The following is a 20828-nucleotide window of genomic DNA, read 5'->3' as shown; positions in this document are numbered from 1 at the left end:
TGTATCTTTAGGGAAAATGCTGAGATTCATGAGGAGGATGATCGTATGGGTGATCGTAGTCTTCAACAGGACAACCTGCTGCTCAACAAAGTTCCGCAAGTCACGATTTTTTTCTGGATCATCAAAATTATGGCGACAACGGTTGGCGAGACAGCTGCAGATTTCTTGACCTTCAATCTGAACTGGGGGTTATCAACCACTTCGATTGTGATGGCCATCCTATTGCTGGCGGTACTGTTTTTTCAGATCAGAAGCGGAAAATATGTTCCGTCGCTTTACTGGCTCACGGTCGTTCTGATTAGCGTAGTGGGTACACTGGTGACCGATAATCTGGTCGATCATTTCGGCATGCCGCTTTCCACGGCCACGGTCCTATTTAGCGTAGCGCTGCTTGCCACCTTTACGGCATGGTATGCGAATGAAAAGACGCTATCCATTCACGCGATTAACACACGCAAGCGCGAGCTTTTTTATTGGCTGACGATTCTATTTACATTCGCTTTGGGAACAGCTGCCGGCGATCTCATGGCGGAGGGGCTGAATTTGGGTTACATCGTTTCCGCTATTATTTTTGCAGCGCTGATCGGAGCGGTCACATTTGCTTTTTACCGTTTCAAGCTCAATGGAGTCTTTGCCTTCTGGTTTGCTTACATTCTTACCCGCCCATTCGGTGCCTCCGTAGGCGATTATTTGTCTCAAGCCCGGGATGATGGTGGGCTGGGTCTTGGCACCACGGTCACCAGTATGGTGTTTCTCGTGATCATCCTCGTCCTCGTTGTCTATCTGACGATTTCGAAGGTGGACGAACTGAACATTTCTCACAATCCGGATTTATGATACAGTAATACCAAGTTCGATAGATCGGGGTTGGAAGAGGTTGCTGCAAAAATTCGGATTCTCTCAATATGAAAGCAAAGTATACGAATCCCTCGCTGCGACGATGCAGCCGATGGATGCGTCGATGATCGTAAAGCAGTCGGGCGTGCCGAAAGCGAAAATATACGAGGTCATTTCCCGGATGGTTGAGAAGGGGATGGTGCTGGAGTCGATATCGGAGAAAAAAAAGCTGTATACGGCTTTGGCGCTGCCGCTGGTCATCGAAAAGCTGACGGCCGAGTTTCAATCCGACATTCAGGAGCTGGAGCAGCAGAGACTGCAAAAGGAGATCGTGGATGACCGGGTATGGAGCCTGAAGGCGGATGCTTCCATCGAAGCGCAAATCCGGCAGCTGCTGCTGGAGGCGAAGGTGTCGATCCGTTACTCGTCCTGGAAGGATGACTTTCAGAAGTGTTTACCCATTCTGGAGGAAAAGGAACGGGCAGGCATTCAGGTGGAGGCGCTGGCTGTCGGGGAAGTGCTGTGCAGTCTGAAGAACCTGGTCATTATGGAGCCGAGTGAGGAGCATGTGTCGCTTGAACGCTTCAGACTACTCATTGTCGATGATGCGGAAGTGGTCTTTGCTGGCGTGGAACAAAATGCGTGGCAGGCGATCAAGACGAGGTCGCAGCCCTTCGTCAGGGTATTCACCGACTACTTCTACCATGACATGCTGCTGAGTAAAATCACGAACAGATACAAGGACATACTCATGAACGACAAGGAAATCATGAACCAGCTGCTGCAGCTGCGTTACTAAGAAGGCTGCGCCCATTCCGGTATGGCGGATAGAGAACATTCTCTATCCGTTTTTTTTGTGTCTGAAATTTCTCCTTGAACCGGCTATGTTTATAAGTTACTATTACGGTAGTAACCAATGAGACAACATCTTAGAGAAGGGAGCATCCTTAGGCAAATGAACTATAAAATTTACATTTTGGCTGTCGCCTGCTTTGTTACAGGCATGGTGGAGCTGATCGTCGGTGGGATTCTTGATCTGATTTCGGGTGATCTTCATATTTCGTTAAGTGCGGCCGGACAGCTGATTACGCTGTACTCCATTGTGTTCGCGTTGTCGGGCCCGCTGCTGCTGACGGCGACCGCGCGCATGGAGCGGAAGAGACTGTATCAATTGGCCCTGCTTGTTTTTATCGCCGGTAATGTGCTCTCCTCGTTAAGCCCCAATTTTACGATGATGGTCATGGCCCGGATTCTTTCGGCCGCGAGCAGCGCGCTGATTACCGTCCTGTCGATCACAATGGCTTCACGGATGGCGGAAGAGCCTTATAAGGCCAGAGCGATCGGCGTCATCTTCATGGGTGTCAGCGGCTCGCTCGTGCTCGGAGTACCGATTGGCATGATGCTCGGCAATGCATTCGGATGGCGGGCTCCGTTTATGATGATCACGGCCTTGGCCGTCGTATCACTGATCGCCATATCGCTGTTGATCCCCAAAACACAGCCGGAGGCGGCTATTCCGCTGCGGCAGCAGCTGGCCTCCCTGAAGAACGGCAAAATCATTTTCGGCCAGCTGATATCGGTACTGATGCTGACCGGTCATCTGACGCTGTATGCGTATCTGACGCCGTTTCTGCAGGAAACGCTGCATTTGGGAGCCTCGGCGCTCAGCATGTTTTATTTGATCTTCGGAATCGCCGCGGTTTTGGGCGGCGGCTTAGGCGGTTGGGTCACCGATAAATTCGGTGCGGAAAAGAGCATTCTGTCCATCGTGAGCCTATTTGCCGTGGTGATGTTCCTGATGCCGATTTCGACCTTTTCGGTATACATCTGCCTGATTGTCATGATTGCATGGAGCGCCTTAAGCTGGTCGATCTCTCCATCCCTGCAAAGCTATTTGATCCAATCAGCGCCCGAGTCGGCGAATATCCAGCAAAGCTTGAACAGTTCGGCCTCCCATGTCGGCATCGCGCTCGGCTCGGCAATCGGAGGCATCGTCATCGATGGCGCCTCGGTATATTACAACGCTTGGGCCGGTGTCATCTTCGTGATTTTGGCTTTGGGCTCCGCCCTGCTGTCGATCAAGTGGAAGCGCCGGCGCCAAGCCTCCGAAACCCCGGCATCCTAGTCTGTAATATTCGAGGTGGGAAAAATGAACGGAGCCTATCTGTTCGAATCGGCCAAATGCATGGCCTTGACGCTTCAGCTGATGCAGGGCGGTCCGGTAAGTGATATGGATGATGAACAGGGCATGAACCATGTGTATTCGGTGAATGAATACAAGACGGAAATGAAGCGGACGCATATACCGGCGGTCTCCGCTTCTCCCGTAGATCAAGCATCGGTGAGGGGACAGGGAGAAATCAGCCGCGATTCCCTGCTCGAGTTCTATGAACAGCTTGCCTTGCTCCGCAAGGATCCCGTAATCAACCGACTGCTGGCTACCGGGGAGTTTCGGCTGGCAGCGCCGGAAGATGCCCATGTCTTTGCATATGAACGGGCACTAAGCGGTAGGCGCTTCTTGATCGCAGCCAACTGGAGCAAGGAAAATCAGGCTTATGCGCTGGATAAAGATTTTGAGGCCGGCGACATTCGGGTGTCGGTATATCCGGAAGTCGTATTATCCCAGTATATGCTCCTGCGGCCATACGAGGCATTCGCAGTTCTGATATGAGACGACTGGTTGTTGTCTAAGAGCAGCAGGGAACTTCGATTGTATTTGTCTCTTTCACACAACGAAAAGACCGTACCCTCCGGTAAGAGGGTACGGTCTTAGTTTTGCACTTCTTTATCTCGCCATCCAGCCGCCGTCCACGCAAAGGATATGCCCGTTGACATAGTCCGATGCGGACGAAGCGAGAAACACGGCCGCACCCTGCAGGTCTTCAGGCGTTCCCCATCGTCCGGCGGGAATGCGTTCGGTGATGGAGGCCTTACGTTTCTCGTCAGCCTGAATCTGGGCCGTATTGTCGGTAATCATATATCCGGGAGCAATGCCGTTAACCTGGACGCCGCTTGCGGCCCATTCGTTGGCAAACGCTTTGGTCAGACCGGCCACGCCGTGTTTGCTGGCCGTATAACCCGGCACATTGATGCCTCCCTGGTATGACAGCATGGAGCAAATATTGATGATTTTGCCGCTGCCGCGTTCAATCATATGTCTGCCGGCCATCTGCGAAAGCAGGAAGACGGTGTTCAGATTCAAGTCGATGACATCGAACCAATCCTTCTCGCTATGGTCCTTGGCAGGCGTGCGCCGGATCGTGCCGGCGTTGTTGACGAGAATGTCGATTTGTCCCGTAAGTGTCAAGGCCTGATCGAATATGCTGCTAAGACGGGTGGCGTCGCTCAGGTCGGCTTGGATGGCAAGGGCCTTGCGGCCCATGGCCTCGGCCATGTCGACAGCCTCACGCGAAGAACTCCGGGCCACGCATACAATGTCAGCCCCTGCTTCGGCCAGTCCGACAGCGATGCCTTGTCCCAAACCGCCGGATGTACCGGTGACCAGCGCCGTTTTGCCCTTGAGATTAAACAGATTCATATCGTTATCCGCTCCTCCAATAGGATGGGATCAATGGACGCCGCTCAGTTCAATCGGAACATCGGCGTTTCGGAACTGCGCAAGCGTGTCTTCCGGCAGCCCATTGTCCGTAATCAGCGTGCTTAGCTCATGCAGCTCGGCAAAGGTGCGGAGCGCAGTCTGTCCGAATTTATGGTGATCGATCACCGCGATCGTTTCCCTTGCGGTATCGATCAGCGCGCGTTTGAATGCAATTAATTCGCCGGTATATATCGTGAGTCCATGCTCCAAATGTACACCGGTAGCTGATATGAATGCCTTATGAATATTGAGCTCCTTCACGTACGCGACGGCTTCCGGGCCGGTCAGCATGTTGCGGACCCTATAGCCTCCGGGAACGACGAGATTGACTTTATCTTTTTTGGACAGCTCGCTGATGATGTAAACGTCATTCGTGATCACCGTCAGCCGTTGATTGGGCAGAAGGCGGGCAATCTCAAGCGTGGTGCTGCCGCCGTCCAGTGCAATGACATCTCCCGGGAGAATTCGTTTGATGGCTTCTGCCGCGATGCTTCGCTTCATGTCCAGATGTCGCGACAGCGGCTCCTTCGAAGGCAGAATGCCGAATTGGTCCGCCTGGGCAAGCACGGCGCCGCCATGAATGCGGCGGATCAGCCCCTGCTCCTCCAGCCGGGTCAGGTCTTCACGAATCGTTTTGCCCGTGACGTTCAGGATGTCGCTCAGTTCGGTCACGGAAACCTCTTTGTTGTTCAGCAGGACTTCCATAATCTTCTCGTGCCGCAGGATCGGATTCATATAAACAAGCCTCTTTTCAATCAGGGTAAACAAAGTTTTCAGTTCCATTGATATCGGAACGCATATTGCTATTTTAATGCCTTCATATCAACGGGGTCCATATCGGAATAAATTTTGTTGTCGCCGGCCATGCCCCAAATAAATGTATAATTGCTCGTGCCGACTCCGCTGTGGATGGACCAGCTTGGCGAAATGACGGCTTGCTCGTTCCGCATGACGATATGCCGGGTTTCAGACGGTTCGCCCATCAGATGGAAGACGACTGATTCATCAGGAAGATCAAAGTACATATATGCCTCCATCCGCCGGGGATGTACATGGGCGGGCATGGTGTTCCACATATTCCCGGTTTTGAGCAGGGTCATACCCATCACGAGCTGCGAGCTTTGAATGCCGTTCTGGTGAATGAAACGGTAAATGGTGCGGTCATTGGAATTTTCGATCGAACCGAGATCCGCCGATTCGGCATCGGCCAGCGTCGCTTTTTGTGTCGGATATGCCTGATGCGCCGTTGCGGAGTTCAGATAGAACTTGGCCGGATGCGAGGCATCCACGCTTTTGAAAATAACCTCTTGATTGCCCATCCCGACGAATAGGCACTCCTTGTGATCCAGCGCGTAGTCCTTCCCTTCAACGGTAACGATGCCTTTACCTCCCACGTTAATGATTCCGATCTCGCGGCGTTCCAGGAAAAAGCCGACGCCGAGCTCTTTAACATCCGTGTCCAGTTTGATCTCCCGGCTTACAGGATGGGCTCCGCCTATAATAAGACGGTCTTCATGGGTGAGTACCAGCTCGAGTCGGTCAGGTGTAAATAACACAGGGATATGAAACTCTTCGCGCAGGCGCTCCGTGTCGAATTGTTTAACTTCCCTGGGATGCGAAGCATATCTTCTTTCCATGAAAGACACTCCTTTTTAAGTTCATTTATGTTCATATAAGTTCATAATAAACCCTATTTTGAACAGAATGCAACCTCTTTTTCAGATGAATTCAAGTATGAACCGAGTATCTGATAGACATTTTTCCCATGCGGATGCTCGTGAAATGCCTCAAGAGAATAGGAACAAAGATGTCATTGCTCCGAGTATTTGATAAAATATTTATTTGTAGCAGCCAGAGATCATTTGCGGATCGCCCGGAGGCAGTCTCTCCCATGAGTTCAATGGTTCCTTCAGCTCAATTTGACACGGGAAGACGAGGTAACTTCCGGAATCCGAAAAACGTTTGAGTTTATGTATAACTGCTGATATAAGACGGACGGCTTTTGACCGCAAAAAAAATAATATATTAGGAAAGGTTCTGGTACGATGCCAAACCAGCCGAGAAAAGAAAAGGATTTGTTAAACCGCACCTTGCTGACGGAAGGGGATTTCTTGTTAAAAGGCTCCGTCGACATCACGAATTGCGACAAGGAACCGATCCATATCCCTGGAAGGATCCAGCCGCACGGCATGCTGCTGGCCGTCTCGAAGGAAGCCCGTCACGAAATTGTCCAGTGCAGCACCAATGTAGAGGCTTTTATCGGTATCCCGTATGAGGAGCTGCTCGGCATGTCCATCGAGTCGATCATCGGGTCCAGGCTGCAGGAGGACATGCTGGAGAAGATCCAAAACATGAGCGCCGAGCCTTCGAAAGTCCACTATATGAATTTCCCCATCGATGTGGCCGGAGAAGCTGTTGACTTTTACGGTATTCTTCACGAAAGCGACGGTCTGATCATCCTGGAACTGGAGCCTGCCTGCGAAGATTCCGGGCCGATGCTGAACGACTTTGAAATGATCCAATCCTTTTTCGGAAAAATGAAACAGACGGACAGCCGCGAGGAAGCCAGTATGCTGGCGGCGGAACAGATCAAGGAAATGCTCGGCTACGATCGGGTCATGATTTATGAGTTTGATTCCCGGTGGAACGGCAAGGTGATCGCCGAAGCGAAGGAGGAGGGGCTTGAGCCGTATCTCGGTCATCATTATCCCGCTTCCGACATTCCCAAACAGGCCCGGGAGCTGTATTTGCGCAATTGGCTGCGGACGATCGTGGACATGGATTATACGCCGGTGGACATCGTGCCTGCCTTGCATCCTTCCACGGGAAAGCCGCTCAATCTAAGCTTATCCGTTCTGCGCAGCGTATCCCCGATGCATATCGAATATATGAAAAATATGGGCGTCGGCGCGACGCTGACCATATCGCTGATTCATGAAAACCAGCTCTGGGGAATGATCGCCTGCCATCATCATTCCAGAAAATACGTCTCGCACAGAGTTCGCAATTTATGCAATTTTCTTGGGGCCTTTTTTTCAAGCGAGCTATATCAAAGGGAACAGCTGGACGATTTTCAATCGGAATTGTCGCTGAAAACGTTGGCGAACCGGATCTCCAGCATCTTTATCGGCAACACGTCCGCAAGCCGCGTCATCAAGCAGATTCGGGAAGAAGAAGCGAACATTCTCGCGATGATGGACGCCGCAGGCGCCGCGGTTCATTATCATGGACAGCTCGTACTGCTTGGGCAGACGCCTTCGTCGGCTGAGGTGCGCGGGCTTGCAGATTGGATCGCGGAGCGTTTGTCCGATTATTCGTACCATTCCTCCTGCCTGAGCCTCGATTACGAACCGGCCAAATGGTTCAAGAAAGAAGCTTCGGGCGTTATGCTTATGTCTCTGTCTCCGGACGCCCAAGACTATATTGCCTGGTTCCGGCCGGAAGTGATCCAAGTCGTGAAGTGGGCCGGCGATCCGGAGAAAGCCGTGCTGAAGGAGACGGACGGAGACCGTTTGTCTCCGCGCAAATCTTTCGAGCAGTGGAAGCATACGGTGGAGTCCACGTCGCTCCCATGGAAGGCTCGGGAGCTGCGTACACTAACGGACTTGAAGTCGGTCGTTCTGATACGGACGGAGAATCAGATGCGTCAAGCCGAGGAACAGGCGAAGCAAAACGCACGCATCATGAGGGAAAACGAGAAGCGTTATTTGCAGCTGATGGATATTTCGCCTACAGCATTTTTCGCGCTGACGGACGGAGAGATCGTGTATGTGAATCCTTGCGCGCTGGCGCTTTTTAAAGCAGACGGGCCTGAGGCGATGATCGGACGAAGATGGGCCTCCCTCGCTTCAGACGCTTCGAGGAAAAGCCTGCTGCGTTCCATGATTGGGCTGGAGCATTCCGTCGAGCCGCTGGCAACCGTGGAGGAGGAGTTTATGGCTCTGGATGGTAAGGTTCTGCATTTGGAGATCAGCATGGCTCATGTAAACTATGCGAATAAGCCCGCGATTTTTGCGATTGTGAGGGAGATGTCGGCGGATAACGCCCCATTCGGGGATTTTTACGAGGTCTCGGGCCAGCTAGAGCATTTCGTGAACACGGATACGCTTACGGACGTTCCGAGCCGGCGTTATTTCGAAAACTCGCTCAGCCGGGAATGGGAGCAATGCAAAATCCACGGCGCGCCAATCTCTGTCATTATTCTTGATATCGACAATTTCGGGACGTATAATATGCTGTTCGGAGTTCAAGGCGCCGATAACTGCCTGCAATGGATTGCCGACGTCCTGAATGCCTTCGGCAGCCCGAAAGGCGCTGTCATCGCCCGCTTCAATGGCGGTACCTTCGCGCTTCATTTAACGAATACATCCCTGGAGAAAGCGATGGATATTGCCGAACAGATCCGACAGGCTGTTCTTTCGATGCAAATTTCTTTGAGTCTGTCCGGCTCTCCGGATTACTTGACGGTCAGCCTGGGCGTGAGCTCCGCGCTGCCACACCACCCGGGGAATTCCTCCCGGCAGCTGGTGAATGAAGCGGAAAAGGCTTTGATAAAAGCGAAAAATGAAGGTAAAAATTGCGTCGCCATGCTGTAAATAACAGCGTTTCAGCATCCATATCAATCTTTTTATGCGAAGCAAGCCCCCGTGCCCGTCAATAACGGAGCCGGGGGCTTGTAGTATATAAACAGCAGAAATGCTCATCTTACGATTAGGACTTTTTTAATGATTCATAAAATTTTATGGATTTTGATGTCCGTGGTGGATGTACAAATCAATTAAAAGATGCTACATTGAAGATAAATAATCTCTTGTAACGTAAGGGTTTTTAATAATATTAATGTCCTCTGTATGGAGACAACTGTATATTTAGGAGGGATTCGCCATGTCCAGTCATGCATTGAATCAGTTTTTAACGGAGAATATCGAGGATTTGAAGAGCAAGGGGTTATACAACGTCATTGACCCGCTGCAGGGTCCAAACGGCCCGACTATTCTCATTGAAGGAAAAACATTGATTAATCTGTCCTCCAACAACTATCTGGGATTGGCTACCGACGAGCGTCTGGTGGAAGCATCGGTTCAGGCAACGAAGAAATACGGTGCCGGTGCCGGCGCTGTCCGAACGATCAACGGAACGCTGGATCTTCATCTGGAGCTCGAACAGAAGCTGGCCGAGTTCAAGCATACGGAAGCGGTTATTACCTACCAATCCGGATTTAACTGCAACATGGCTGCCATTTCCGCGGTCATGGATAAGAACGATGCCATTCTGTCCGATGAGCTGAACCATGCTTCCATTATTGACGGATGCCGTTTGTCCAGAGCCAAGACGATCCGTTTTAAGCATTCGGATATGGAGGATCTGAGAGCGCAGGCCAAGGCAGCCAAGGACTCCGGACTTTACAACAAAATCATGGTCATTACCGACGGCGTGTTTTCCATGGATGGCGACATCGCGAAGCTGCCTGAAATCGTGGAGATTGCCGAAGAATTTGATCTCATCACGTATGTGGATGATGCTCATGGATCCGGCGTTCTAGGCGGAGGAGCGGGTACGGTGAAGCATTTCGGTTTATCGGATCGCATTGACTTCCAGATTGGCACGCTCTCCAAAGCGATTGGCGTTGTCGGTGGATACGTGGCCGGTACGAAGAAGCTTATCGAATGGTTAAAGCTCAGAAGCCGTCCATTCCTCTTCTCGACGGCGATGCCGCCCGCATCGGTAGCTGCATGCATTGCTTCCGTGGATATTCTGATGAACGACAGCACCCTGATCAAAAAGCTTTGGGAGAACGGCGATTTCCTGAAAAGCGAGCTGAAGAAGCTTGGCTTTGATGTTGGCCATAGCGAAACGCCGATCACGCCTTGCATCATCGGTGACGAAGTGAAGACGCAGCAGTTCAGCAAGCGTCTGTATGAAGAGGGCGTTTACGCCAAAGCGATCGTCTTTCCAACGGTCCCTAAAGGAACCGGGCGGATCCGCAACATGCCTACGGCGGCCCACAGCAAAGAGATGCTGGAGCAGGTTGTTTCCGTCTACGAAAAGGTAGGCAAGGAACTGGCCATCATCTAAACCGTCTGCCGGGAAGCCATATGGGGAGGAATAACAAATGAAAAAAATTTTGGTGACAGGCGCATTAGGCCAGATTGGATCGGAACTGGTCGCCAAATTGAGACAAATATACGGGGCGGATCAAGTTATTGCCACCGATGTGAGAAACAACGGGCATGAAATCACGAGGTCCGGGCCTTTCGAAACGCTGGACGTGACCGATGGCAAGGCGATGTTCGAAATGGCGAAGAAGCATCAGGCCGATACGATGATTCATCTGGCCGCGCTGCTGTCCGCTACGGCGGAAGAAAAGCCGCTGTTGGCCTGGAATCTGAATATGGGCGGACTGGTGAATGCGCTGGAAGTATCTCGAGAGCTCGGATGCCAGTTTTTTACGCCAAGCTCCATCGGAGCATTTGGTCCTTCGACGCCCAAGGACAACACGCCGCAGGATACGATTCAGCGTCCGACAACGATGTACGGCGTCAACAAGGTGTCCGGCGAGCTGTTGTGCGACTACTATTTTCATAAATATGGTCTCGACACCAGAGGCATCCGGTTTCCTGGACTCATCTCCTACGTCACCCCTCCGGGCGGGGGCACGACGGATTATGCCGTCGAGATTTATTATGCGGCGGCGAATCAAGGACGTTATGCTTCATTCATCGATAAGGGCACCTATATGGATATGATGTACATGCCGGATGCGCTCCATGCGATCGTGCAGCTGATGGAAGCCGATGCTTCCAAGCTGCAGCACCGGAACGCGTTCAACGTAACCGCGATGAGCGTGGACCCGGAAGCGATTTCGGCTTCGATCCGCCAGGTGATGCCTTCCTTCGTTCTGGAGTATGAGGTTGATCCGAAAAGGCAGGCGATCGCCGAAAGCTGGCCGAATTCCATTGACGCCTCGGCAGCGGCTCGTGAATGGGGCTTTAAGGCGAGCTATGATCTGGATGCGATGACCAAGGATATGCTGGCTCAGCTGAGCTCGAGAGAAAGGCTTGCCAAGAAAGCATAGACGATCTATCGAAAAAGTTGTTTTCATATAAGGCGGTCTGCCTCATCCGACGCGGGATGATGGCAGACCGCTTTTTGGGTTTGTTTTCCTTTCTGAAACGAGACCTTGTACCCATGAACCTTGGTCTATGATTTATCCTGGATATGGATATGGATATGGAAATGGAAGCGACAGGTAACTTATAATGGAGTTTAAGCCTTCGCGTATGCGTATAAAGCCTGGGCTTAATTTCCGGGAGATGAGGAGTTGTTTGTTCCATGATACGATTTCCGAAGCCAGATGTAGAGCAATTTTTCCAGACCTATTTAATCCGTTCCTTCGGCGTGAGCAGTGACGAGTCAAGGCTCGTATTCAGCAGCACGATCAGCGGCAAATTCAATTTATGGGCTATGGATTTGCAAGGGGAGACCTCCTATCCGTTCCCGCTCACGTATAATGATCAGATGTGCAGCTTTATCAAGCTGGATCCGCAGGGAAGGCATATATTGACGGCGTTTGACAACGACGGAAATGAGAATTACCAGCTGAATGCCCTGAGGTGGAACGGCGGCGAGCCGTTGCCTCTGTTCGAAGGGATATCTCCGGAAGATAAGCATGAATTTGTTCATCTCTCCGAGGACGGCAAGCGGATCTATTATTCGACGTCCAAAGATAATCCTAATTATCTGAACTCGCGCGTCTACCATCTGGAGACAGAGGAAGACCGGCTGCTGATCGAAGGCAGAGATACGACGACCGAGCTCGCTGCCGTGAGTCCGGATGAGCAAACGCTGGCCTATACTAAAATGTATGCGAATACATATTATGTGAGTTATATCCTTCGGCCGGACGGACAGGAGATCTGCTTGACGCCATCTCCGGAGCAGGTGCATACTGCGGGAAATGTGCAGTTTCTGGACAATGAAAACGTCATTTTTGCAACGGATTTCGACTCGGAGTTTACATATTTGGCCCATTTCCATATCCCTTCGGGAACCTTCAAGCAGCTGCGCGGGATTGACAAGGAGTCGGTATCGCTGCTCCGCCTGCACAAGGAAACAGGCACGGTGTACATCATTACGGAAAAAGGCGTGGAAGACCGGCTTTACGCCTATTCGCTGGAGAGCGGCGAGCTGGAGCCGATTCCGCTCCCGGTCGATATCCTTGAGCAGCTGGTGGTTGCCCGTTCCGGTCAAGTATACGTATTGGGACGCGGCGCGGTGAAGCCGCTCAATATTTACCGCTATGACGGCAGCCGCTGGGCGATGCTGACGAAGAACGTCATGACCGGGCTTGCGGAGGAGGATATGGTGTCGCCGGAGGTGGTAACCTACACATCCTTTGACGGCATGCAGATCGAGGCGCTGCTCTTCCGCGCGAAGGAGCAGCATGCGAACGGCTGCACGGTATTCTGGCCGCATGGAGGTCCGCAGGCTGCGGAGCGCAAACAGTTCCGTGCGATGTTCCAGTACATTATTGCCCGGGGCTACAACATTTTTTGCCCGAATTTCCGCGGCAGCACCGGTTATGGCAGCTCATTCGTCAAGCTGGTGGAGCAGGATTGGGGAGAAGGCCCGCGCAAAGACTGTCTGGCCGGCATGGATTGGCTGTTCGAGCAGGGCATTTCGAGCCGGGACCGGCTATTCGTGCTCGGCGGCAGTTACGGCGGTTATATGACGCTGCTGCTTGCCGGCCGGAATCCGGAATATTTCAAGGCGGCGATCGATATTTTCGGCGTGAGCAATCTCTTTACCTTCTACAACTCGGTGCCGGATCATTGGAAGCCGATCATGGAGCAGTGGCTTGGCGATCCGCAGCGGGACCGCGAGCGGTTCATCAAGGATACGCCGATTACGTATCTAGACAACATGGTGAACCCGATGCTGATTATTCAGGGGGCCAACGATCCGAGAGTCGTCAAGGCCGAATCCGACCAGATCGTCGAGGCGCTGCGGGCGAAAGGCCGTGACGTGGAGTACATCGTCTTCGATGACGAAGGCCATGGCATTACGAAGAAGGCTAATGAAAAGATCGCTTACGCCCGCATGGTGGAGTTCCTGGACCGCTGCCGGTAAAAGAGTCGTTTAAAGTCACAAGCTGATGATGCACCCTGGTGAGAGCTCATATTCATCGGCAAATGCACAATGATTTATCTTGAACAACTATATATCTGCTTCTTCTGAAAATGGAGGCCGCTATATGTCTAACGATATAGAATGGCCTCATTTTTTGCATATTTGGTATATTTGTTTGCACGTGTGGTCAATAATTTGATATAATCAATTCGAATATGTGAATAAAGGGACAGACTGGACGTGAGTATATGCAGTCAAACCACAAACCATTGTACATGGTTATCATGGAAGATTTGAAAGAAAAAATACTTTCCGGTGAGTATAAAGATGATCAGCAGCTTCCGACCGAGGTCGAGCTCGCCGAGCAATCAGGCGTCAGCCGGATTACATCGAAGCGAGCCTTGATTGAGCTTGAGCGGGAAGGCTTGATCTACCGCAAGCGCGGCAGCGGCAGCTATGTCAAGAAGCAGGAGCAAAGAAGTGCATCAGGGGAGCACGTCGCGGCTTCTCAGACTCCGATCATCTCGATGGTTTTGCCTTATATGGCGACGAGCGAGCTGGATTTCATCAAGGGAGCAACCGATTATTTGGATACGAAGGGGTATTACCTCAGCATCCATAACAGCAATTGGAGCAAGGACAGAGAGCGCGAATTTTTGTCCCGCATTCCGAAAAACGGGGCGAGCGGCATCATTCTGTATCCGATCAGCACGATCAGCAATATCGACATGCTGAACGCGCTTTATTGGAATGAATTTCCGCTCGTCATGATCGATCAGTATGTCGAGAGCCTGCCGATCACGAGCGTTGTATCCGACAATATCAGCGGCGGTTATTTGGTCGCGAAGAAGCTGATTGAGCTCGGGCATGAGCGGATCGCTTTTGTGTCGAGCATCAGCATCGAATTCCGAAGCTCGGTGCGGGACCGGTACCAGGGCTACTGCAAAGCGCTGCGGGATCACGGGCTTACTGTCGATCCGGAGCTTGTCATCGCGGATTTTTACCGCGAAGCCGATCAGGATACGAGCAACACCTTTTATAAAAACATGATTCGGCGGATCATGGATCTTGGCGTGACGGCGGTGCAGGTGGAGCATGACCATCTGTCCGTCGATCTGCTGAGAAGCGCGCTGGAGCTGGGAATTCAAGTGCCAGGCCAGCTGTCCATCGCCGGATTTGATGATCATATGATATCCAGCCTTGTTGAAGTGCCGCTGACGACGGTGGCCCAGGATTACAATGAAATCGGACGCAAAGCAGCGGAGCTGATCGTACAACAGATCGAAGGACAGGATAAGGCTCCCGAGCAGGTCCTCATTCCGGTCAGACTGATCGAAAGATCCTCCACGGCCGTATTGTCGGAAGCCTATTCCGTCCAGGAACAGATGTAGACCGTTAAGCTGCGTAACGAAGACCAGTCCTCTTGAGGGCTGGTCTTTTTTGGCCTTTGTTACCCTGTAGTTCGAAGGTCATCCTCATGTTAGATATAATTAATAAACCATTATTTAATAATAAGATATATTCACTATTTACAAAATATAGGCGCCAGATTATAATAACTCGTGTAAGCGGTATATAAGATATATCTAATATGATATATGAAGCTACATATTCTGATGTTTTTCTCTCAGGATGCAAGCGTATCGCTTATTTGAAGAAGGCGTTTATGTAAGCGCATTCTTTTTGATGGATTTTGGATGACGGCAAAGGGGTGATCGGTTTTATTGCTTAAGGTTTCATTGGTCTTTTCTGTATTCAGGTTCAACAATTCAATCCGAAACGGAAAACGGGGGATGAACGCGTGAAGAAAATGAAGGTACTCTCCATGCTGCTCGTAGTCATGCTTTTTGTATTTACCATTGCCGGCTGCTCGGGCGGCGCCAAAGAAAGCAGTTCCAATGAAAGCAATAAAGCCGCGCAGCAGGAGCCTGCGAAAGAGGCGGAAACAGAGCCTGCGAAGGAGCCTGAGAAGGATCAGGCGGCTGCGCCGGAAGAGCCGAAGATCGACCTGGGCGGCGACACGATCAAGATCGGCGTATGGTACGACGATGCCGACCCGAGACAGGTGAAGGAAAAAGGCCCGGCGGAAGAAGAGCAGATCAAACTGATCGATGAAGTGGAAAAGAAGTACAACTGCAAAATCGAATTTGTGAAATTCGGCGATTACGGCAAATACGTTGAAAACTTCACCACGACCTCCCTCTCCGGCACGCCGTTTGCCGATATCGTCCTCCTGGAGCTGTTCTGGGCTTTCCCGACGCTCGCCAACAAGGATTTTATTCAGCCGGTAGACGACAAGCTTGATCTGAACGATCCGAAATACATCGATTGGATGAAAAAGGGCGGCAGTTTTAAAGGCAAGCAGTATGGCATGACCGACTCTTCTCCATCGCCCTACGGCATTTTCTACAACAAAACACTCGTGAAGAAGCTGGGTTTGGAAGATCCGTATGAATTGCAGCAAAAAGGCGAATGGACGTGGGATACATTCCGTGATTTCGCGAAAAAAGCAACCAAAGACACCAACGGCGACGGCAAAACGGACATTTATGGCATCGCCGGAGCTTACGGCAAAATCAACTCCTTCACGGAGCAGCTGATTTACTCCAATAAAGGCTCGGTCGACAAGGATGCGGAAGGCAACATCAAATTTTCGCTGAACAGCGAAAATTCGATGGAGGCGCTCCAGTTCGTATCCGACCTGTATAACAAGGATAAATCGATCATGCAGCCGATTCCGGAGGATGCGAGCAAGGAGTTCGTCGCAGGCAAGGGCGTCATGTACGGCGGATTCAGCTGGGAGCTGGGCGGATTGCTGGACAACATGAAAAACCAGGAAATCGGGTATGTCTTCTTCCCGAAAGGTCCGAAATCGGATAAATACGTGTCTTATACACCTTTCGGCAATATGTTCATGGTAGCCAAGTATTCCAAGCATGCAGATGTGGCCGCGAAAATTATGGATGAAATCAGCCTGCATGATGCCGGCAGAAAGCTGTCACAGCAGTCGTGGGAAAGCTCCTATCCGAACAAGGAGTCCCTGGATACGCGCAAGCAAATGGCTGAAAGCATCGACTACATTTCGTATTACGCGATTCCAGACGGCGGCAAGCTGTTTGAAGGCGTCGTCAAGGATATCACGACAGGCAAAATCTCGCCGTCCACCGCAGTCGATAAAGTCAAACCGCAGTTCGAAGCCAATATCAACAAGCTGCTTCAGGACAGCAAGTAAGATCCCGGAAGCATAGCAGCTCTGAGCCCTACCCCTGTATCATCGATGGCGGATGAGCAGGGGTGCGGCCCAAGAGAAAGGGGGAGCTCATGCAAAGACCGATATTCAAGGCAGTATCCATGCTGCTTCTAGCGTCTCTGATCGCAGGCATTGCAGCTATTGGACAGGGTGCATCTTCCCGCGAGGCATCCGCTTCGTCCGCGCAAGCGCCGATGCAGCTGGACCTTAGCGGAATCAAAGCATCGATAAAACCTGGCGGATACGAAGAGTACATGGCGAAGCATAAGTCGGCCGCCGCTGCGGGCGAAGATATCGTCATCGAAGGGGATGCCTTCAGCAAGTCTGAAGGAATGGACGTTTCCTTGCTGCAGGACCATGAAGGCATGAAGGGAAGGTCCATTCTCACCCGGGATTCCGGTACGGTAACGTGGGACTTCGATGTGAAGCAGGCCGGGCTGTACAATATACGCTTGAATTACTACACGGAACCGGGAAAGGATTCGGATATTGAACGGGAGCTGGCCATCGATGGAACCGTTCCGTTTACGGAAGCCAAAAGCCTGGTGTTCAACCGGGTATGGAAAAATGAATCCGGCACGTTTGAACAGGATGAACGGGGCAACGATCTTACGCCGGCCCAGGTGGAGGAGCATTTGTGGCAGGAAACGGCGCTCAAGGACAGCACTGGGGCATACGAGGAACCGTTTTTGTTTTATTTTTCAGAAGGCAGGCATCAAGTGTCTCTGACTTCGATCAAGGAACCGCTGGTCATCCGGCAAATTAAAATATCGGCGCCCTCCCAGGTGCCGGCATACAAGGACGTCGAAGCCGCGTACGCGCAGGAGGGGCTGAAGCCGACATCAGGCGTATTCATCAAAGTCCAGGCCGAGCAGGCTCTCTATAAATCTTCTCCGAGCCTTCTTCCTTACAACGACCGGTCCAATCCTGCTGTGGAACCTTATCATGTCTCCAAGCTGCGCAACAACGCCATGGGCGGATATGCCTGGAGGCTGCCAGGCCAGTGGTTGGAATGGGAGATTGACGTGCCGCAGGACGGTTTGTACCAGATCGCTTTTAAAAATCGGCAAAATTATCTGCGGGGTCTTTCCGTGCTCCGTTCGATTTACATAGACGGTAAGCTGCCGTTCAAGGAAATGCAGACCGCCATGTTCCCGTACGGGAGCGGCTGGCAGATGAACCTGATCGGGCCCGGCGGCAGCGAGCCGTATCTGTTTCATTTGACCCCGGGCAAGCACCGGATCCGGATGGAGGTTACGCTCGGCGATATTGCGCCGATCCTTCGTTCGGTGGAATCCGCCATCCTGGACTTGAACGCGATGTACCGCCAAATCATCAGCTACACCGGCACGGTTCCCGATACGTTCCGGGACTATAACCTTGAGCAGCGGATTCCGGAGATGACCCGGGTATTCCGGGAATCCAGCGAGCAGCTGTACAGCATCGCCAAATCGATTGAAGGCCCTTCCGGACAGAGCGATGAACGGACATCGATTATCAACACGGTTGCTTATCAGCTGAAAGATATGGCGGATAAACCGGAATCCGTGCCTTCGCGCATCGAGGCGTTCAAGGCGAACGTTGGGGCGCTGAGCTCCTGGATGCTGACCGTGAACGAGCAGCCGCTGTCCCTGGATTACCTGATCGTGAGCTCGCCGGGAAGCAAGCTGCCTCAGCCCCAGGCCGGCGCGTGGAAAAAGCTAACCTCCGGCACGGAAGCGTTTTTCGCTTCTTTTTACGAAAATTACGATGACTTCTCGAGCAGCAGCGACAGCAGCCATACCGTTACCGTATGGGTCAGTTCCGCGCGGGATCAGGCGCAGGTCATTAAAAGGCTGATCGACGATCAATTCACGCCCAAAACCGGCATTCATGTCAATCTGAAGCTGGTCGCGTCGGATGTTATTCTTCCATCAACGGTGGCAGGCAAAGGGCCGGATGTCGCGATGCAAATCGGTAACGATTTGCCGGTGAACTACGCGAGCCGCAGCGCGCTGCAGGATTTGTCCGCTTTCCCCGATTTTGAGACGGTGAAAAGCCAGTTTAACGCGAGCGCTCTCGTGCCTTACGAATACAGAGGCTCTTATTATGCGCTGCCGGAGCAGCAGACGTTTCCGATGCTCTTTTACCGGAAGGACATTCTAGAGGATGAGCTGCATCTGAAAGTACCGCAAAGCTGGGATGACGTCTACGAAATGCTGCCGGTGCTGCAGAAGCATAACCTGCAGTTCGGCCTGCAGCAGAAGCCGCTGGATTCCCTCGGCAACGAAGCGGCGAACACCAATATCGCCACGATGCCGCCAAATCCGGCCTTCGCGATGTTCCTTTACCAGAATCAAGGGCAATTTTATAAGGATGGCGGCGCGGCCGTTGATCTCGATTCGGAAATCGGAATCAAGGAATTCAAGCAGTGGACGGATTTTTATGTCAACTATAAGCTCCCGATCAGCATCGACTTTGCCAACCGTTTCCGTACAGGCGAAATGCCGATCGGCATCATCGATTACACGATGTATAACAAGCTCAGCGTGTTTGCGCCGGAAATCAAAGGGCTGTGGTCTTTTGCGCCGGTGCCCGGCTCGCTGGGGAGCGACGGCAAGCTGCACCGGGAAACAGGCAGCGGTGGCTCGGCTACCGTCATGTTCAAGCATACCGCGAACAAGGATGCAGCGTGGCAGTTTATGAAATGGTGGACCGGCAAGGATACGCAGATTGCATATGGCCGGCAGATGGAAATCCGGATGGGGGCTTCAGCCCGTTATCCGACCGCCAACAAGGACGCGCTGACCCAGCTTCCATGGCCGACCCAGGATCTGCGCAAGCTGCAGGAGCAGATGCAGTGGGTGCGAGGGATTCCGGAGGTTCCCGGCGGCTATTTGACCGGGCGGAACATCGACAACGCCTTCCGGCGCGTCGTCGTGCAGGGTGAGGATCCGCGCGAGACGATGGAAAATTACGTCCGGGCGATGAATGAGGAAATTACGATCAAGCGAAAAGAATTTAATCTCCCTACAGAGAAATGAGGGACTTTCCATGAAGCAGCAGATTGCCGAACGTCCCGTCATCACGGGGGCGAACGTCCCCGGCCGCGGCGCGCCGGGGCGCATGCTACGGCGCAGGGCCGCGCGGGTATGGACGGAAATGAAGAAGAACAGGCATGCCTATGTGCTGATGGCGCCTTACTTTATTATTTTTTGCACCTTTACGGTCATTCCGGTGCTTTTGTCCTTTATCCTTAGCTTCTCGAATTTCAATCTCCTGGAGCCGCCCAAGTGGATCGGCTGGCAAAATTACGCGAGATTGTTCGTGCAGGACGACATTTTTCTCATTGCCTTGAAAAATACGCTGCTGTTCGCAGCGATCACAGGTCCGATCAGCTATATTGCCTGTTTCATGTTCGCCTGGCTGATCAATGAGCTTCCACCGAAGCTGAGGGCGCTGCTGACGCTGGTGCTGTATGCCCCGTCCATATCGGGCAACACGTATTTGATCTGGACGCTGCTCTTCGCGGGCGATTCGTACGGCTTCGCCAACTCGTTTCTCATGAAATGGGGCTTTATCATGGAGCCGATCCAGTGGCTTCAGGATTCCAGGTACGTGCTGATGATTCTGATCCTGGTGCAGCTGTGGCTGAGTCTTGGCACCTCCTTTCTGGCCTTTATCGCCGGACTCCAGAACGTGGACCGGACAATGTATGAAGCGGGAAGCATTGACGGCATCCGTAACCGCTGGCAGGAGCTATGGTTCATTACGCTGCCGGCCATGCGGCCGCAGCTGATGTTCGGCGCGGTTATTCAGATCGCTTCCGCGTTTTCCGTGGCGGAAATTTCGATCTATCTCATCGGTTTCCCGAGCGTCGATTACGCGGCGCATACGATCGTAACGCATCTGGTCGACTACGGCACGATCCGGTTCGAAATGGGCTATGCCTCGGCGATCGCCACCGTCCTGTTTACGATCATGCTGACGGTGAACCTGGTAACCCAGAAGCTTCTTGGAAAAGTAGGTGAGTGA

At 52.2% G+C, this 20828-nt stretch carries 15 protein-coding genes; 12 read left to right on the top strand and 3 right to left on the bottom strand.

All coding sequences use genetic code 11. From position 1 onward, the window contains the following. Positions 1 to 45: 45 nt before the first annotated feature. From PCH05_RS00980 to PCH05_RS00965, 4 genes are all read left to right on the top strand, one after another. Positions 46 to 837 (top strand): COG4705 family protein, encoded by a 792-nt coding sequence (locus PCH05_RS00980; RefSeq protein WP_127599739.1) that lies wholly within the window; start codon positions 46 to 48, stop codon positions 835 to 837. 40 nt (positions 838 to 877) lie between these two features. Beyond that, the gene (locus PCH05_RS00975; protein ID WP_127599737.1) at positions 878 to 1636 is read left to right on the top strand and encodes a TrmB family transcriptional regulator; all 759 of its coding nucleotides are present in this window, start codon (positions 878 to 880) and stop codon (positions 1634 to 1636) included. A gap of 156 nt (positions 1637 to 1792) precedes the next feature. Further along, positions 1793 to 2962: an MFS transporter gene (locus PCH05_RS00970; protein ID WP_127599735.1), complete on the top strand. Its 1170-nt coding sequence runs from the start codon at positions 1793 to 1795 to the stop codon at positions 2960 to 2962. A gap of 24 nt (positions 2963 to 2986) precedes the next feature. Beyond that, positions 2987 to 3508 (top strand): hypothetical protein, encoded by a 522-nt coding sequence (locus PCH05_RS00965; RefSeq protein ID WP_127599733.1) that lies wholly within the window; start codon positions 2987 to 2989, stop codon positions 3506 to 3508. 114 nt (positions 3509 to 3622) lie between these two features. Here PCH05_RS00965 and kduD read toward each other — a convergent pair whose 3' ends face one another. The 3 genes from kduD to kduI form a co-directional block, all read right to left on the bottom strand. Then, on the bottom strand, positions 3623 to 4375 hold the full coding sequence (gene kduD / locus PCH05_RS00960) for a 2-dehydro-3-deoxy-D-gluconate 5-dehydrogenase KduD (RefSeq protein WP_127599731.1): 753 nt from the start codon (positions 4373 to 4375) through the stop codon (positions 3623 to 3625). Between the two features lie 30 nt (positions 4376 to 4405). After that, a complete protein-coding gene (locus PCH05_RS00955) occupies positions 4406 to 5170 on the bottom strand; it encodes a DeoR/GlpR family DNA-binding transcription regulator (protein WP_127599729.1) in 765 nt (254 codons plus the stop codon). A gap of 68 nt (positions 5171 to 5238) precedes the next feature. Next, on the bottom strand, positions 5239 to 6072 hold the full coding sequence (gene kduI / locus PCH05_RS00950; protein WP_127599727.1) for a 5-dehydro-4-deoxy-D-glucuronate isomerase: 834 nt from the start codon (positions 6070 to 6072) through the stop codon (positions 5239 to 5241). A 408-nt stretch (positions 6073 to 6480) separates the two neighbouring features. Here kduI and PCH05_RS00945 point away from each other — a divergent pair, with 408 nt between their 5' ends. The 8 genes from PCH05_RS00945 to PCH05_RS00910 all read left to right on the top strand — a co-directional run bounded on the left by PCH05_RS00945 (position 6481) and on the right by PCH05_RS00910 (position 20828). Further along, positions 6481 to 9030, top strand: coding sequence for a diguanylate cyclase domain-containing protein (locus PCH05_RS00945; RefSeq protein ID WP_127599725.1), 2550 nt, complete (start codon positions 6481 to 6483; stop codon positions 9028 to 9030). Positions 9031 to 9319: 289 nt separating this feature from the next. Beyond that, complete coding sequence (locus PCH05_RS00940; protein ID WP_127599723.1) at positions 9320 to 10510, top strand: glycine C-acetyltransferase; 1191 nt, start codon at positions 9320 to 9322, stop codon at positions 10508 to 10510. 37 nt (positions 10511 to 10547) lie between these two features. Beyond that, positions 10548 to 11510, top strand: coding sequence for an L-threonine 3-dehydrogenase (locus tag PCH05_RS00935; RefSeq protein ID WP_127599721.1), 963 nt, complete (start codon positions 10548 to 10550; stop codon positions 11508 to 11510). A gap of 257 nt (positions 11511 to 11767) precedes the next feature. Next, positions 11768 to 13564, top strand: a complete 1797-nt coding sequence (locus PCH05_RS00930; protein WP_127599719.1) for a S9 family peptidase — start codon at positions 11768 to 11770, stop codon at positions 13562 to 13564. A 284-nt stretch (positions 13565 to 13848) separates the two neighbouring features. Next, on the top strand, positions 13849 to 14955 hold the full coding sequence (locus PCH05_RS00925; protein WP_246049309.1) for a GntR family transcriptional regulator: 1107 nt from the start codon (positions 13849 to 13851) through the stop codon (positions 14953 to 14955). Between the two features lie 419 nt (positions 14956 to 15374). Continuing rightward, the gene (locus PCH05_RS00920) at positions 15375 to 16796 is read left to right on the top strand and encodes an ABC transporter substrate-binding protein (protein WP_246049318.1); all 1422 of its coding nucleotides are present in this window, start codon (positions 15375 to 15377) and stop codon (positions 16794 to 16796) included. Between the two features lie 89 nt (positions 16797 to 16885). Further along, on the top strand, positions 16886 to 19837 hold the full coding sequence (locus tag PCH05_RS00915; protein WP_127599714.1) for an extracellular solute-binding protein: 2952 nt from the start codon (positions 16886 to 16888) through the stop codon (positions 19835 to 19837). Positions 19838 to 19919: 82 nt separating this feature from the next. Next, positions 19920 to 20828 (top strand): carbohydrate ABC transporter permease, encoded by a 909-nt coding sequence (locus PCH05_RS00910; RefSeq protein WP_127599962.1) that lies wholly within the window; start codon positions 19920 to 19922, stop codon positions 20826 to 20828.

This window comes from Paenibacillus chibensis, assembly GCF_004001045.1.
GTDB lineage: Bacteria > Bacillota > Bacilli > Paenibacillales > Paenibacillaceae > Paenibacillus_AQ > Paenibacillus_AQ chibensis.
Note: the sequence above shows the minus strand (reverse complement) of the source record. Positions and strands in the feature narration are given on the sequence as shown.